Raw genomic sequence first — 16,810 nt, 5'->3', positions numbered from 1 at the left:
TTATATTGATTTTGAATACCTGTTTTCCTTTGTAGAAAGCAGTTTATCAAATGAGGCGGCAACATTGCGCACAAAAGGTCTTGCATCGGGTAAGATACTTATCGTCTCATCATTGTATGTGATTATTCCGTCTGTGGCGAACTCTTTCAGTGCAGTTTCATTGTAATTTATAGCCGATTTTATTTTATCAACCGATATTTCCATATCATCAGCCAAATTTTGCCAATTGATTGTATAATTGCACATCAGTTGTGAAATGACTTCCCGTATAATCTGCTCTTCTTCATTCAATATATAACCTTTTGCAATGGGGAATTTGCCTTCATTCACTTGTTTTATGTATGTGTTCAGGTCTTTTGTATTCTGCGCATAGGCTGTTGCCAGCTGGCTGATACCCGTTATCCCGAAAGCATAGACTTGTCCTGTAGTGCGTCGTGTGCAGTATCCCTGAAAATTGCGGTGTAGTGTATTCGATTGCTGTGCTTCGTATAATTCGTCATTGGGAAGTACGAAGTGGTCTAAGCCAATGGTTTTATATCCGGCATCGGTCAATAAGTCTTTTGTAGTTTGGTATATCTTACTCTTTAATTCTACAGACGGCAGCCCTGTTTTTTCAAGATTCTTTTGCAGTTCATTTACCCATGGCACATGCGCATAGGAGAAAGTGACGATGCGGTCGGGCCTTAATACTATAGCCTTATTGATAGTATCGGAAAATGATTCCACAGTTTGCATAGGCAGCCCGTATATAAAATCCATATTCAGGGAAATACCTCTGGCTCTTAATATTTCGAATATCTTTTCTACAGGCATGCGTGAAGCTTTCCGGTTCGATGCTTTCAATACATCTTCGTTAAAATCCTGTATACCGAGACTGATACGGTTAAAGCCTGCATCTACCAAATCATTCCAATAGCTTTCATCTGCATACCCGGGATGACATTCAATTGCTATCTCGGGATATTCTATGCAGTCGAACTCCGACAATATCATCTGATTCAGTTCTTTTAGTACCGAAACGGGTTGAGACGTCGGTGTACCGCCTCCGTAATGTATCTGAGATATTTTGCGGTTATGGTCGAGTAGGGGAAGAAGCTGACGGATTTCCTTTTTCAGCGCATCTATATATTTCAGTACAATATCATTATCCTTCAGTAACTGCGAATTGCAGCCGCAATAAAAACACATCTGATAGCAGAACGGAATATGTATATAAACAGAAATATGCTGCGGATTCTGCTTATTGGATTCTAAAACTACCTGCCGGAATTGCTCGGCTGTAAACGATTCGTTAAAGAAATTCGCAGGCGGATAGCTTGTATATCGTGGTACAGGTATACTGTATTTATTCAGTAGCTCTTGTTTCATCTTTTTCCTTTGGCGCTCTTAGTTTGAATGCAAATAATATAAATATCAACGAAACGGCGGCAATACACATTTCCACTACAAAAAGTCCCTTATAGGTAATCATAGCGGCTATTTTACCCGAGCTGACTCCCATAATGATACCGCTGAGGTGGGTTATTACCGTCTGTATAGTAAAGTCCGTACCTTCGTACCCGGGACGCACGCAGTCCATAGCAGTCGTATAAACGACTATGACCGACATACCGTAACTTCCCCACAACAAAGATATTCCCAAGTGCAAGGTAGCTATATTGACGGGAAGTACCGATACCAGCAGACAAAAATAAATGGTAGTACACAAAGTCAGTACAGCAAATAACAGGCGTGCAGCATGCCTTCCTATTTTCCGTACAATGAATCCTCCTGCGAAAGAAGCGAGGCAACCGATTGAAGTTCCTACGATTCCGGACATAATGCCTATTTCCTTTATATCATAGCCGTAATCTACAAGCATGGGTTTCAGCATGGCAAGTACACCTATCAGTCCTGCATAATAAAGGAACAGGAATATAACTTGTTTACCGATTCCTTTTTGTTTAAAAAAGCCGAGTATATCATTTGCTGTGGGCCTTTCTTCTTGTCTGGCCTTAATTATTTCCTTTCCCCTGCCGCCTTTGAAAAAGAATAAGGGGATGATAGCTATAATAACAAATAGTGCAAGAAAGGGTAGGAGGTTGCCCCATCCGAATTTATGATAAAGTAATAATAGTAGTCCGCCGCCTACCATGGCACCTGCAAAGCTACCCATCGACTGCATGCTGTTTGCAAGACTTTTGTCTTTCTTACTGAAAGACAGGACAGCCAATGAGTCGGTTGCAATGTCCTGCGTGGCGGATGCTATGAATGATAGAATGATTAGTCCTATAATAAGATATGGAGTAGTCTGAAAATTGAGGAACGAAACGGCAAGAATAATACTTGCATATATCAGTTCGGAAGAGAATATCCAGCGTTTGAAATCGTTCAGCTTGTATGTGCTGCGGTCTACTACAGGCGACCAAAGGAATTTGAGTATCCAGGGAAGTTTCAGCAATTGGAGCATACCTATTGTTTCGAGTGAAAAATTCTGTTGCCGCATGATAACGGGCAATACCGTAGAAAAGAAGCTCATAGGTATAGACTGCGCTATATACAGGCAGAAAAAAGTAAACAGGTGTCCTCCTTTTTGTATGTTCAGGTTCATTTTTCAGGTTCAGAATTTAAGATTCATATTCATGCCGCAAGTAAAAGGCTTTCCTTTTTGTACATAATGCTGGCTGGATGTGGAAAAGTAATACGATACATATTCTTTTCCCCCTATGTTTTTAGCCCACAAATCTATTGAAAAATCTTTCTTAGCGAAAGATATCATACTGTTGAATAGTCCGTAATAGTCTTGTGATATATCGTTATTGTCAGTCCAATATAGCTTTCCGGCTCCAATGTATTGCGCGTTCAGAGTAATGTTATCCAGCCATTTTTGATTAATATCGAATGTGTATTTACCCGATACGGATAAGGTATTTTGCGGTACCATCGGCAAATAATTATCGTCGTATACAGTCGTTTCTCCGGTTGCTGCGTTATAGTCCTTATGCTCCTTGTATTTGGCATTGGTATATCCGTATGCCAGTTGAAAACTGAGATTGCGAAGCGGATTCACCTGAGCTGACACTTCGATACCTTTACTTACGGACTTACCTGCATTTTTGATAATAAAGCCTTTACCGCTGGTCTTTGTCTGTGATATCTGCTGATTTTCCCAATTGATGTAGAACAGGCTCATATCGAAGAATAAAAGATTGTTAAGAAAGCCTGCTTTCGAGCCTATTTCATAACTCCAGCTATATTCGGGGTCGAATATACGGTCTTCATCCTTTTCGGCTGTGTTGTTGAAACCGCCTGTCTTATATCCTTTTGCTACAGAAAAATATGCTAGCCCGTCTTTGTTGAATTTATATTCTACAGAGGCTTTAGGTGTTACCTGCGAAAAGGACGTCTTGTCGTTTACAGTAGGCTCTGTTTCTTTGGGAGTAGTGCGGTTCATTGTGGATTTTGTCTGTTCCCAGTCGTATCGGATACCGACGAGCAACGAAAGACCTTCTGTGAATATATCGTTGATTGCAGACTGGTGATAAGCGGCAAAACCTCCGGTCGGATTTTTGGCTGTCTGCAAAGTGTGATTATTTGCCGTCCGGTTATCCGTATCGTTGGTCTGAAAATAATTCTGGTGAAACCCGAATAAACCGAATTGCCAGCTATAGCGGCTGTCGTCTTTAAGCGATTTGATATTGAACTCCTGCGAATACATCTGCTGACGCTGGTAAAAATCGACATAGTATAAATCCTGCGGCGTGAAATCCTGGTCGAGCCCCTGCTTGCCGTCGTAATATTGGAAAGAGGTCTGCGAACTGAGTTTGTACTGGTCGGTTATATATTCTAGATTTAATCCGTTTGTCGACATATTGCGACGATAGTAACTGTGTGCATTGTAGTTCACCTCATCTATCTTTCCTGTATCTTTATGAAATAACCTGTAAGGATAGCCATCCTGGTCGGAATATTCGTAAGACATTATCAGGTGCATCAATAAATTTGGCTGAATGCGCCAGCTAAGCCGCGCACGGGTAGAAACGGCATCTATTGGGTCGGCTTTCTTTCCGGTGGTTTTGTTTTTGAAATAACCACCCGAATGAAGATAATTCCCTGATAAGGCATAACCTACCTTATTATTCACATTGCCATAATGAGATAAAGCCGTCTGATAATTATTGTAATTGCCTGCAGTGAGGTTGACATTCGTTTCTTTATATTTAAATGGTGATTTGGTGAATACATTGATAATCCCGCCCATTGTATTCCGTCCGTATATAGTGCCTTGCGGGCCGCGCAGGACTTCGATACGGTCGATATCATTTATATTTATGTCGAATGTAGAGCGGTCGAAATAAGGAACGCCATCCACATACAGTCCTACCGACGGTGCATTCCTGTGCGACCCGATTCCCCTTATATATGCGGGAGAAGTCATTTTAGAGCCGTAATCGGGGATAAAGAGGTTCGGTGCAAGCGATGTTATTTCCTTGATATTAATTATATTGAAGTCTTTGATTTCTTTTCCTGTCAGCAGGGATGCGGCTACGGGCTGTATGTAAAGATTATTGTTTTGCTTAAAAGATTCGATAACGACCTCTTTGCCTGTGTATCTTATAATTACAGAATCCCCCCCCTCATGTATATTATCTGCTTTTATACTGGTGGAAACTATTGTAAATAAAAAGAGTAATAAAAGAATATATTTAAAATTCATTCTTTTCGCAAAATCTCTACGATCGTATTTTTAGTTGACATGCAAATGTAGGAAAAGCAGCCTCTGCAAACAATCACTAGATGTAGTGATATTTTTAGTCCGATTTTCGTATAAAAAACAAAGTTACCTGTTAAGTATTCTTTTGATTGTAAGAATTATTACATATTGAGGGTAAAAGTTTATCTATGTTATTAGTTAACAGTGGTTAATTGATAGTTGACAATTCAAAAATGGTATAGTATCAATATCCATTGAAAAACGTTACTTTCGTTACTTTTTAACAGAATATGGTTAATAAGTGTAAAATAATTATGAATTATAAACGATGAGTTTTTTATTGAGTACTTTGCTTCATTGGCATATCGGCACATTCAATAATTTGCTCATTGATTTCTGTTACTTTTGTTACCTTTTAACTAAATACCGTTAATATGTGTAAACGAAAGAGTGACATAAAATATCTATCTTTGTTTTTCGTCTAAAATAAGAAATAAATATGGATGACAAGATATATGATTGCGTGATAATCGGGGGAGGTATGAGCGGCATATCTTTCGCCTATTATATGCGTTCGATAGGCAAGAAAGTATTGGTAATAGAAAAGGATAGAAATACAGGCGGACAGGTACAGAGCATATTTTCGAGACAGTTTCCTGCATATTGGAGAGAATTCGGAGCGCATACCTGTTACAATTCATATACCCGGCTGTTATCGATAGTAAAAGACATTGACAGAACAGATATCATACAGCCATTAGGAAAGGGAAGCTATGTTTCCTACTCGGGTGAAAAGATAAAAAAGATGATGGCGGATGTATCTTTCTTTTCGCTTATGCTAAACGGACCGAAGCTATTCTTTGTATCGAAAAAAGGAAAGACGGTAAAGGAGTATTTCAGCAAAATAGTAGGCAAGAAGAATTATGAAAAAGTGTTCACTTATTTATTCAGGGCTGTGATATCTCAGAATGCAGACGAGTATCCTGCCGAACTATTCCTGAAGCGCAGGAAAGACAGATATAAAGAATTTCCGCGAAAATATAGCTTTAAAAAAGGATTATCTCAGTTTATAAATTCTATGATAGAGAAAAGTAATATTGAGGTAGTCAAAGAATCTGAAGTTATTGATATAAAGAATGTTAATGGATTATTCGAAACTGTTACTTTAGAGGGGCAAAACTACTATTCACACAATGTAGCCATTGCTACCGACCCGCAAACGGCCTCACGCTTACTTATAGATATTGAGGAACCTTTGTCGGATTTACTGGCTTCTGTGCCGCTGTTTCATACTGAGTCGCTGAATGTAATAGTGCCGAAAGATAAACTTATAACACAGGCGGTTGCTGGTATTATTCCTATATCCGATGAATTTCATTCGGCCGTTTCTCGTGATCTTGTAGAAGATGAAAAGCTGAGAAGCTTCACTTTCCATTTCGAAAAGGGAGAGAAAAATGAAGAAGAAAAGTTTGCTATTATCTGTAAAGTGCTGAATATATCTCGCAGTGATATTCTCGAACATAAAATGATACGGCATATTCTACCGTCACTGCATATGGAGCATTTAGATATGGCCGGACAAGTAGAGAAAGCCAGAAAGTCGGATAACCTGTATATTCTGGGCAACTATTTTCACGGTTTATCACTTGAAGATTGTGTACATCGTGCGGGTGATGAATTTAAACGATTTAAAAATCAGGGAGGATAAGAAAATGGCTAATGCATTGCAAAATTCAGAGTTGCAGATAAAATTGCTGAGTAATATAAGCTTCGATACCATTTTCGAAGGGTTTAGTATGGCTTTTGCCGAGTATGAAATGCAGCGGGATAAAGCACAGCTTCAAACGATGCTGAAAAGGCGTGGCTTTAATCCCGACCTCTCTTTTGCTGCATTCCATGGAGAGAAAATTGTAGCTTTTACGCTTAACGGAACCGGAAATTATAACGGAATATCCACAGCATACGATACGGGAACCGGTACGCTGAAAGAATACAGAGAGCAGGGCCTGGCAACCCGGATATTCGAGTATTCCATTCCCTATTTGCGTGAAGCCGGTTTAAAACAATATCTGTTGGAAGTGCTTCAGCATAATACGAAAGCCGTTTCGGTATATAGAAATCTGGGATTTGAAATAACGCGCGAATTCTATTATTCTTCGCAGAATAATGAAGAGATTAATAATGGAAAAGATTTTGATCCTTCTTATACGGTTAATCCGATAAACATCGAAATGCTGAAATCTTTTACTGCTTTTTGGGATTTTGTTCCCTCATGGCAGAATAGCTTCGATTCGATACAACGAACAGCCGATGATTTTATTTTTCTGGGTGTAATTATTGATGATCGGATTGCAGGCTATTGTGCTTTTGAGCCTGTATCTGGAGACATTACGCAGATTGCTGTTGATAAAAAATATAGAAGAAAAGGGGTTGCTTCATTATTGCTCAACGAAATGATTAAGTTAAATAAGAACTCCGCTCTTAAAATAGTCAATTCGGATATTTTGTGTGACTCCATTACCGGTTTTATAAAAGCGAAGAATATAGAAGTTAAAGGAAAGCAATTTGAAATGATAAGAAAAATATAGCTTAGACGCTAGCTTCTTATATACAAAATGCATAGGTGAGAAAGATAAATGAGTAATTATTTAGATAAACTGAATCCCGAACAGCTCGAGGCCGTTCAAACTACCGAAGGTGCCGTACGTGTCTTAGCAGGTGCAGGAACAGGAAAAACACGTGCGCTGACTTCACGCTATTGTTATCTGACCGATACGCTTGGCGTGGCTCCTAAGAATATTGTATGCGTAACGTTTACAAACCGGGCAGCCAATGAAATGAAACATCGCATTAGAAAAGCGTTAGGTGATATGGATTTAGGCTATATCTGTACGTTCCATGCTTTCTGCGTTCAGCTATTGAAGGAAGATATACATGTATTGAACTTTCCTAAGAATTTTGTTATACTCGATGTTGAGGATCAGAAGCAAATGCTACTCAAAATCTTCGAAGAGATGAACCTGACTCTTCGTGAAACCACTATAAAACGTACGATAGATGAAGTATTGGAAGCAAAGAAGCTTTTTGCCACTTCTTATATCGACTATATATATGAACTGAATAATGAAGAATTAAAGGCGAAGTTTTCTCAAACCACTGATCGCAACGAAGAAATATTCCTGCGCTATCTGTATGAGCAGAAGAAATGCTTTGGATGCGACTTCAATGATATAATCAATTTTGCCTCTTATATTTTAGACCATTTTCCTGACGTATTGAAGAAATGGCAGGACAGGATGCAATATGTAATGGTAGATGAGTTTCAGGATGTGAGCCAGCGCCAATATAAAATTGCGAAATTGCTTTCCGGCAAACACGGCAACCTGTTTATTGTCGGCGACCCCGACCAGACTATATATTCATGGCGTGGTTCACATGTCAAACTGTTTCTGGATTTTGATAAAGTTTATCCGGATGCCAAGACAATTCTTCTTACCACGAATTACCGGTCAACACCTGAGATACTCACGGCATCAAATGTGCTGATAGAAAAGAATATTATTCGTTTCCCCAAAATATTGACGCCTACTAAAACCAAAGGAGAGTTGCCTCTTTATTGTCATAACCGTAATGAAAAGGAGGAAGCAGAATGGATATATGAGGAAATCAATCAGCTTGTAGAAGCAGGAGCCTCTTTAAATAAGATAGCTATACTTTATCGGGCGCATTATCTTACCCGACCGTTGGAGGAATGTTTCATAGAAAAAGGATTATCATATAAAATATTCAGCGGGATAGAGTTTTACGGAAGAAGAGAAATCAAGGATATTATTTGTTATCTGCGTATGCTCACTTCGGCAGATGATATTGCCTTTCTCCGCACGATTAATAACCCGTCACGAAAAATAGGAAAGAAGAAAATCGGATTTCTCAAAGATTATGCTGAATCAAGCAATATATCCCTTTATGAGGCACTAAAGCAAAATCTGGATAATCCGTTATTTAGCGGAACAATGGCTGTGCGATATGTCGAAGCTATTGAATATGTGAAGCGATTCAAAGATATCGATAAAATGGGCGATATCATGCAAATGTTGCTCGACAGGAGCGGATATGAAGAATTTCTTCGGCTACAAGGCGATCAGGAACGGTTGGATAATGTGGCAGAGTTAAAACGGGCTATCGAGAATGCAGGTCAGGATGACGACGCTACATTAGATGATTTCCTGTCACGAATAGCTTTGCTTACTAATCTGGATCATGAAGACGAAAGGGAATCTGTTAAAATGATGACCATTCATACTTCGAAAGGAATGGAGTTTCCCTATGTCTTTATCTGCGGACTGAACGAAGGTGTTTTCCCGAGCCGGAAAATCAATACGCCGGACGAGATGGATGAGGAGCGCCGTCTGGCATATGTTGCAATGACACGGGCTATGGATCGCTTATATCTTTCCGATTCGGAAGGAATTTCTAACGATGGTATATTTAAATATCCTTCCCGTTTTATTTTCGATGCAGGAAAGGAAAATATTAAGTTCGTCAAAGAACTGGAGCCACATCTCGAAATTCATTCCAGAAATATTGCTTCCGATTTTCCTTCGCATATTTATCAAAAAGGTGATAGGGTAGAACATCCCGTATTCGGCAAGGGGCTGATAACTACAATCAACATGCAAGAATCCTGCTATTCAATTCTGTTCGATAAATTTAATACGGAGCGTAATATTTTGTTTACGGCAAAGATTGTAAGAATTGAAAGTGACTGATCTGTAGAAATGATATAAGGAAAAAGTTTACAGTACATCTGTTAAAAAAGAAGTAACTTAAACTTTCTTTTAATCTTAGGGTTTACTTAATATATGAATATGAATTCTTAAGATTGAAATGAAAAAGACAATACACTATCAGGATTTAGCAAGGATATTATTGGGCGCTTTCCTTGCATTTGCAGGCACCAGCCACCTAACTTTCGCCCGTAAAGATTTTCAGGCACAAGTACCCGACTGGGTTCCATTGGATAAAGATCTGACAGTCGTATTATCAGGTGGTACAGAAATTACATTAGGCTTAGCCTTGATGTTATGGGCAAAGCAGAAAAAGCTTACCGGAATAATGGCTGCTTTATTCTTTGCTGCTGTTTTTCCGGGAAATATATCGCAGTATACAAAAAAGAGGGATGCTTTTGGTTTGGATACCGATACGAAACGGTTTGTACGCTTGTTCTTTCAACCTGTGTTGATCGGATGGGCTCTGTTCGGCTCTACAGCTGTTAATAAGAAAAAGAAGTAATAACACAATTATTACTTACCTTTCTTCTTTATATCGGAATAGCTGTCTATTTGGCTCCAGCCTTTCTTTACATTTTCTTCAATGGCTTTGTCTTTCAGCTTTATTATCTGGTCGAAACTATCCGATATATTCACTTCTCGTTGTAACGGTTCTTTTCGGTCGGAACTAAAGTTTGTATAATAGAATACATAAGCTGCAAAGTCACCCGTTTTTTCCTTATTGGTTTTCCAAACCATGTACTTTTGCACCATTACTTTATTGCCTAATTCTTTACGGTAAACATCCCTGACCAGTAACTTGCTTTTGGGTAAATCGGCAGTTCGTGTAGGTATATCTACTGTTTCCCTGTCTTCGGGTTCGGAATTGGATATTTCCTCTACCTGTGAGAGTCGAACATCATCCGCATCGGCTTTCTTATCCTCCCTTATACGTTGGAATATAGGAGCGATAAAACTCAATCCTTCGACAGTAGAAAGAAGCCTGTATGTATTGTCTTGAATCTCCAGAACAGAGTTAGTTATCTTTCCGTTATATGTTTCATAAATCACATCGTTTACTTCCACCTCCATCACTGTTTCGGGCTTTATCATATGGAATGCCACAAAGTTGGAATCCGTTTCTATAAATTCGGATTTGATAATCTTTTTGGTAAACTTTTTATATAGCTCGGCTTTCAGTTTCTCGGTCATTCCTCCACCAATATGTCCAGCTACCTGATATTGTCCTTCTTCAGGCATTAACGCTCCCAAGAGTGTGCGCACTTTTCCTTTCTGGTCGCCTGTTCCTTCTGTGAAACCGATAACGACAACATCGATATTATGTCTGGGTTTTATCTTAAAGACAAAAGGCATGGCACTGCGTACTACCAATCCTTCGGTATCTCCTTCAAATACCCATTCATTGAAGATATTTTTTACTTCTTTATTGGTTGGTGCAACTTCCATATCGACCGGATGTACTTTCTCCCCACCTTTCAGAAGTTCATTCAACTTATTTATAGTATCCTGATAAGTTTCGGGTTTGTATGGTTTGTCATCCAGTTCCAATATATCGAATGCAGCTAAACGAAGTTTGTTTATATCGTCTTTTCCAGCCAATACGCTGATTAGGTCGTTTGTCCGTGTTCGTTTACCTTCTTCATATACGTATATCTCGGCAGGAATAATGGCTTCTTTTAATCCTGCTTTGGTTAATATTTCACCAGCTTCATCGATACAGGGAATACCTCGCCTGACACGCCCTGACCTGTTTACTGTAACGGCTTTTCCATTTTCAAAAAAGATAATGGCATATTCACCGTCATATTTCCGGGTAACATAATACTTTTCACCTCCTAGCCGTTGGTCTATCTGGTTCTGATTGATGGATATGAAGTGTTTTAGAAAGTTTTTCTTATAAGAGGCTGCCTTTTCCTGCGACACTGAGTCGAGTACATCTCCTTTCCCTTCCTCGTAACTGTGTATCTTTTTAAACTTGGCGTTATTCAGTTTCATGTCCCAAAGGTTTTAGTTCGATATCTGTTAAATGAAGGATAAGGCTGTACATATCATCTTTAATACGTCCTTCTAAGAATCCTCTGTATGGTTCACCGCCTCTGGTAAGTAGTATTGGCTCGTTTCCTTTTTTGCCTGCACCGATTAAGACAACTGATTTAGCTTCATGCAGTTCTTTAGCCATATTGTAAAGGAAGTCGAATGTTACACCGTTGATATGTCTCAACTGATATTTTCGGCTAAAAACAAATTTCCGAATCGCTTCATCTTTTGGGAACATCTTATCAGTCCATTTGAGTGGTAACTCGATATTGATATTGGCAGGAACTTTATTCAGGTCGTGCCGTTCTTTTTCTGTTCCGTCGGGGTTGTATATTACCTGATAGAGATTGATACTATATGCGATTTCATTGTTTTTATCAACATACAATTTATGGGTCTTATGCAATATCTTGCCGATTATCTCCATATCCACTTCGGGGTCTTCTTTGATAAGTGCTTCGGCTACATCGGTCAGTTCTCCGTATTTCTTTTGCAGTTCTTCCTCTTCCAGATATACTGCTGATTTAAGTAGTTTCACATTGGTCCGTTCTTTACCTTTAGGGAGTACCCAGCGAGTTGATCTGGTCTTAACATCAGCATCGAAAACGATCTGTGCATCCCTGTTCCTGTCATTCGATATATTTATTACCCGCATACTTCTTTATTTATAATTCAACATGGAAAAGTCAAGATTATCATCGTCTTCTATCTGGAAAGTATCGTCTTCGGTATCATCCACACTTCCACAATCCCCGAAGCAAAGCATCTCGAAGTTATTGGAAACTCCAATCAGCATATATAAAGTATTTTCCGATACCATTAGAAAGGCCGGACTTCCTTCATAGTTATCGAGATAGCTGTATGTAAAAGTGTATATGTCTTTGCCTATAGTTTTCAAAAGTTGATTATCGACATTCATCAGTTCGTAAAAATCAGTAATGCTATAATCGAGGAATTCTTCAGCCGTAACTTTATCTTTCAATTCTACAACTGTATTATAGCTTGATGTAATTAAATCGGCAGGCTTACCGTTTTCTTTTACAGCTACTAATTCGGAACGTTCTACCCATTCGTTTTTTTCGGAAAGGATACCTAAGCCTGTTCCGCCTTTGGGTATCAGTACACTGCCCGATTCGTCTGTACTTATCAGAGTACAGGGTTCGCCTTTATCGTCAAGGGCGAGTATTTCGACCCAGCCATACAGTTTTTTCCTGTCTACTTTAGTAGGTTCGGCGGTGTATTCTTTTTTCTTTATCTTAAATGTGAGTTGGCGTGGCATGATTCTAAATTGTGATTGTAATAGAATCTATAACAAATTGTATATAAGGTTAGTTTATAAGAAGTAATGATTTGATATGACTATGAATACATAAAAATCATAACAAATAGGTATTGTTTGTGGTTATATAAATTATGACATTTGTACCACAAAATAAAAATATACATTATGGAATACCGTATAGAAAAAGACACGATGGGTGAAGTTAAAGTACCCGCAGATAAATACTGGGGAGCTCAGACAGAACGTTCACGAAACAATTTTAAAATCGGAGCGCCTGCCTCCATGCCTAAAGAGATAATTTATGCATTTGCCTATCTAAAGAAGGCTGCAGCTTATACCAATGCCGAATTAGGAGTTCTTTCGAATGAGAAAAGAGACCTGATAGCAAAAGTATGCGATGAAATACTCGAAGGCAAACTGGATGATCAATTTCCTCTCGTAATATGGCAGACAGGTTCGGGTACTCAGTCGAATATGAATGTAAATGAGGTCATATCGAATCGGGCTTTAGTTTTAAGTGATGGAAGGCTAGGGGAGAAGAGTCCGGCACATCCGAATGATGATGTAAATAAGTCCCAATCGTCGAATGATACTTTTCCTACTGCCCTGCATATAGCAGCATATAAAAAGATGGTTGAACATACTCTGCCTTCAGCTGAAAAGCTTCAAAAAACACTGGATGAAAAAGCAAAAGAATTTAAAGACATTGTTAAAATAGGGCGTACTCATTTACAGGATGCTACTCCTCTGACTTTAGGTCAGGAATTTTCAGGATACGCTGCTCAGCTTCGTTATGCAATAGATGCTATCAAAGCTACATTACCTCACTTATCCCAATTAGCTTTGGGTGGCACAGCTGTGGGTACAGGACTGAATACTCCAAAAGGATATGATGTAAAAGTAGCTGAATATATATCCCGATTTACAGGATTTGAATTCACAACCGCACCTAATAAATTTGAGGCGCTTGCTTCTAACGATGCTATTGTGGGTACGCACGGAGCATTAAACCAAATGGCTGTCGCTTTGTTTAAGATAGTTAACGATATCAGGCTGCTGGGATCGGGACCACGTTCCGGTATTGGAGAACTCCTTCTGCCCGAAAATGAACCGGGTTCATCCATTATGCCGGGTAAAGTAAACCCTACACAAAATGAAGCCATGACGATGGTCTGCGCTCAGGTAATGGGTAATCAAACAACAATTACATTTGCAGGTGCAAACGGACATTATGAGTTAAATGTATTTAAACCGGTACTAGCTTCTAATTTCCTGCAGTCGGGGCAATTATTAGGAGATGCCTGCATATCGTTCAACGATCATTGCGTGGCCGGAATCAAACCGAATCTGAAACGAATAAAAGAATTGGTAGATAATTCATTGATGTTAGTGACGGCGCTTAATACGCATATCGGATATGAGAAAGCTGCGCAAATAGCTAAAGCTGCTCATAAGCACGGAACCTCGTTGCGCGAAGAAGCCATTAACTCAGGTTATCTGACTACGGAAGAATTCGATCAATGGGTAAAGCCTGAGGATATGGTCAGGAGCCTCAAGTAAATATTCTTTTTTTTAAATATAAACTAATACGCCTTGCAGCAAAATCTGCAAGGCGTATTTATCTTTACCTCCCACACCAAATTCACTGTCATCTGTCAGCCGGATAGCCTCTTCCACATCTATTCCCAGGAGCGGAACTATATTTTTTTTTAAAGCGTGATAAGAATGGGTAATATTCTAGAATCAGTCTTCGAAGTAAATGTCAATTGGCTTCTATACAGTTTATATTCTTATATATGCACAATGATTTATACTTACAATTAACGATATAAAACGTATATTTTATAGCATCAGAGAAAGATTTAATAGATCTATCTTAAATTTTCATACACTTTATCTGTCGTATTGTAAAATCTTATAAATTCACGGGATTTTCGCCCTGCCGGTTTTATTACTTCTGTATCCCATCCTCCTTCATAACTACCCCGAGGGAGAATCATAGAACATGTCTCATTCTTATTAGAAATAGACCAATTAACCCAAGAAATAGATTCTTTTTCTAAGAAATGAATCCATTTTGTCCATTCTTCGATATTCAAAACACCATCTCCCGTATGCTCCATTCCTGCAGATTCAGTTACAAATATTGGCAAATCTTTTTCTAATGCCTTTTTCACACGTTCGCGATGTTCATCCTTATGACTAGCAGCATAGAAGTGAAACGAATACATGATATTGTCAAATCCTTTGATCGGATCTTCAGCTGCTATATTGACATGCTGATCCCATGATGGTGTTCCAACTATTATTATATTATTCGGATCATATTTACGGATTTCAGCTATTACATCCTCTGCATATTCTTTTATCTCAGGCCAAAAATGATCGTGTGTAGGTTCATTAAATATTTCATATATTATGTGTGGATTTTTTCCGTACTTTCTGGCCATTGATGCAAAAAATTTTTTAGCCTGTTGCGGATAGAAATCATGAGCATGCCAATCGATTATTATATATATATCTTCTTTAATGCCTGCTTTAATTACTTTTTCAACACAATCCAAAGCAAATTCCGGATTTACCAAATACCCGTCTTCTACGCCGTCATATGCTCCCATTGCTGCCCGCAGTACAGAACATTTCCAATCATTTTTAAGCCAGCTTACAGTTTTTTCATTGTAAAATCGCGGCCATAGATTATGCCAACCAAAGCTAACACCCCGTAACGAAATGGTATCCCCTTTTTCATTACACAAATAACGCCCTCTTACTTGTAATTGGCCATGGATCTGTACCGGATTCCATTTGCTACCTTGTTCTTGTATGCTCTCATTCTGTTTACAGTTTGAGCAGAACAACAATAGAATCGCAAATAATGTCGATGATATTGAATTTTTCATAATAAATTGATTTAGATATTTTTTTTTAAAAGGTTAGGTTCATAGATGAAGTTTGCGTTGATGAAATATTTTCTCCTTATATAAATTAGTATATTAAAAATTGTAATAAGCTCCGTATCAGTTGGCTGCTCTACCAATTCTTCGATAGAATTTGCTTTTCCAATATACTCTTCTAAAAGGTCTAAGCAAAGCCAAGCATTTAAATCTCCGCCCAAAACTTTAGCAGTAAATATACATTCGCTTCAATGTCATTGTCATCCGTATATACTGCTGGCCAAGACAAATCCGTTTCTAAACATTTTTTCTGAGCAATTTCGAAGAATTTATCATAAGACAGTTAAACTTTAAAACGTGATTAGATGAAAGAATTTATGGGTTATTCATTAGTGTGCTTAAAATACCTTTCTCTATAGTCCGTAAACATAAAATGCCATGAGCTGCATCACTCAAATGGACACCATCCCCGGAATCATATATAGGTCTGATTTTGCCGTCATTATCTGCCACTAATGTCCAAAAGTCAATCAATAGTTCGCCAAACTCCATTTTAAGGCGAATATTTAATTCCTTTAGCTTTTTCCTGAAATTATCATCACCGTATGAATGGGGTTGCGCTGTTGTTAGCCATACCTTTACACCTACTTTTCTCGACATATCTATAATTAGTTTATAATTAGCTACCTGTTCTTCAACTGTGAATCCATTTGCAATATCGTTGGTCGGAAAGTTTAGAATAATTGCGTCTGGAGATAATTCCAATGTCTTATCAATATTTCTTTCAATATCTGTCTTATATTTATCATCATCTGACGGCGGAATAAAGCCTGTCGGCATCATTTTATAGGTAGTATAACCTCCTTTTGCCAGATTGTATATATTTATTGTAGAATCGACAGATTGTACATAATTCCTATAACGGTTAACCCATGCATTATTCCCATCCCGAGGGCCGGCGCCTTGTGCTGACGATGAACCTAATATCACAATCTTCAGGTTAGACTGTCCATGGCCGAATATTGTGGTAAGTAACCCAAATAATATTATAAAAATCCTGTGTTTCATTTATTATTGTTTTATATGTTTCCGGAAAAAATCAGTTTTCACAGAA

General features: G+C 38.5%; 13 protein-coding genes. 5 read left to right on the top strand and 8 right to left on the bottom strand.

Translation table 11 applies throughout. The annotated features are described in order from the left end of the window. The 3 genes from hemN to K348_RS0110885 are packed head-to-tail and all read right to left on the bottom strand — an operon-like array spanning position 1 to position 4,696. Entirely contained in the window at positions 1-1,368 is a 1,368-nt protein-coding gene (gene hemN / locus K348_RS0110895; RefSeq protein WP_029904992.1) for an oxygen-independent coproporphyrinogen III oxidase, read from the bottom strand. After that, positions 1,346-2,590, bottom strand: coding sequence for an MFS transporter (locus K348_RS0110890; protein WP_029904991.1), 1,245 nt, complete (start codon positions 2,588-2,590; stop codon positions 1,346-1,348). Before K348_RS0110890 ends, hemN begins: the two co-directional genes overlap by 23 nt. Positions 2,591-2,599: 9 nt before the next feature. Next, a complete protein-coding gene (locus tag K348_RS0110885; RefSeq protein WP_029904990.1) occupies positions 2,600-4,696 on the bottom strand; it encodes a TonB-dependent receptor in 2,097 nt (698 codons plus the stop codon). Positions 4,697-5,192: 496 nt separating this feature from the next. Here K348_RS0110885 and K348_RS0110880 point away from each other — a divergent pair, with 496 nt between their 5' ends. From K348_RS0110880 to K348_RS0110865, 4 genes are all read left to right on the top strand, one after another. Continuing rightward, a complete protein-coding gene (locus tag K348_RS0110880) occupies positions 5,193-6,401 on the top strand; it encodes an NAD(P)-binding protein (RefSeq protein WP_029904989.1) in 1,209 nt (402 codons plus the stop codon). Positions 6,402-6,432: 31 nt separating this feature from the next. Then, positions 6,433-7,281, top strand: a complete 849-nt coding sequence (locus K348_RS0110875; RefSeq protein WP_029904988.1) for a GNAT family N-acetyltransferase — start codon at positions 6,433-6,435, stop codon at positions 7,279-7,281. A gap of 48 nt (positions 7,282-7,329) precedes the next feature. Next, on the top strand, positions 7,330-9,462 hold the full coding sequence (locus K348_RS0110870) for an ATP-dependent helicase (RefSeq protein ID WP_029904987.1): 2,133 nt from the start codon (positions 7,330-7,332) through the stop codon (positions 9,460-9,462). Positions 9,463-9,580: 118 nt separating this feature from the next. Then, positions 9,581-9,985, top strand: a complete 405-nt coding sequence (locus K348_RS0110865; RefSeq protein ID WP_029904986.1) for a membrane protein — start codon at positions 9,581-9,583, stop codon at positions 9,983-9,985. 11 nt (positions 9,986-9,996) lie between these two features. Here the strand turns inward: K348_RS0110865 and K348_RS0110860 are convergent, their stop codons facing one another. Genes K348_RS0110860 through K348_RS0110850 form a run of 3 tightly spaced genes read right to left on the bottom strand, consistent with a single transcriptional unit; the run spans position 9,997 to position 12,799 of the window. Then, the gene (locus K348_RS0110860) at positions 9,997-11,478 is read right to left on the bottom strand and encodes an ATP-dependent DNA ligase (protein WP_051697790.1); all 1,482 of its coding nucleotides are present in this window, start codon (positions 11,476-11,478) and stop codon (positions 9,997-9,999) included. After that, positions 11,465-12,175 carry a hypothetical protein gene (locus K348_RS0110855; RefSeq protein ID WP_029904984.1) on the bottom strand — a complete coding sequence of 237 codons (711 nt, stop codon included), beginning with the start codon at positions 12,173-12,175 and terminating at the stop codon, positions 11,465-11,467. The genes K348_RS0110860 and K348_RS0110855 overlap by 14 nt, the downstream gene beginning before the upstream one ends. Before the next feature lie 6 nt (positions 12,176-12,181). After that, the gene (locus K348_RS0110850; protein ID WP_051697788.1) at positions 12,182-12,799 is read right to left on the bottom strand and encodes a hypothetical protein; all 618 of its coding nucleotides are present in this window, start codon (positions 12,797-12,799) and stop codon (positions 12,182-12,184) included. Between the two features lie 168 nt (positions 12,800-12,967). Between K348_RS0110850 and fumC the strand changes: the two genes are divergently transcribed. Then, positions 12,968-14,362, top strand: coding sequence for a class II fumarate hydratase (fumC, locus tag K348_RS0110845; protein WP_029904982.1), 1,395 nt, complete (start codon positions 12,968-12,970; stop codon positions 14,360-14,362). 311 nt (positions 14,363-14,673) lie between these two features. Here fumC and K348_RS0110840 read toward each other — a convergent pair whose 3' ends face one another. Then, positions 14,674-15,702 carry a glycoside hydrolase family 5 protein gene (locus K348_RS0110840; RefSeq protein WP_029904981.1) on the bottom strand — a complete coding sequence of 343 codons (1,029 nt, stop codon included), beginning with the start codon at positions 15,700-15,702 and terminating at the stop codon, positions 14,674-14,676. Positions 15,703-16,071: 369 nt separating this feature from the next. Further along, complete coding sequence (locus tag K348_RS0110830; protein WP_029904979.1) at positions 16,072-16,764, bottom strand: SGNH/GDSL hydrolase family protein; 693 nt, start codon at positions 16,762-16,764, stop codon at positions 16,072-16,074. Positions 16,765-16,810: the final 46 nt, after the last annotated feature.

Source organism: Prevotella sp. 10(H) (assembly GCF_000711235.1).
GTDB lineage: Bacteria > Bacteroidota > Bacteroidia > Bacteroidales > Dysgonomonadaceae > Dysgonomonas.
Note: the sequence above shows the minus strand (reverse complement) of the source record. Positions and strands in the feature narration are given on the sequence as shown.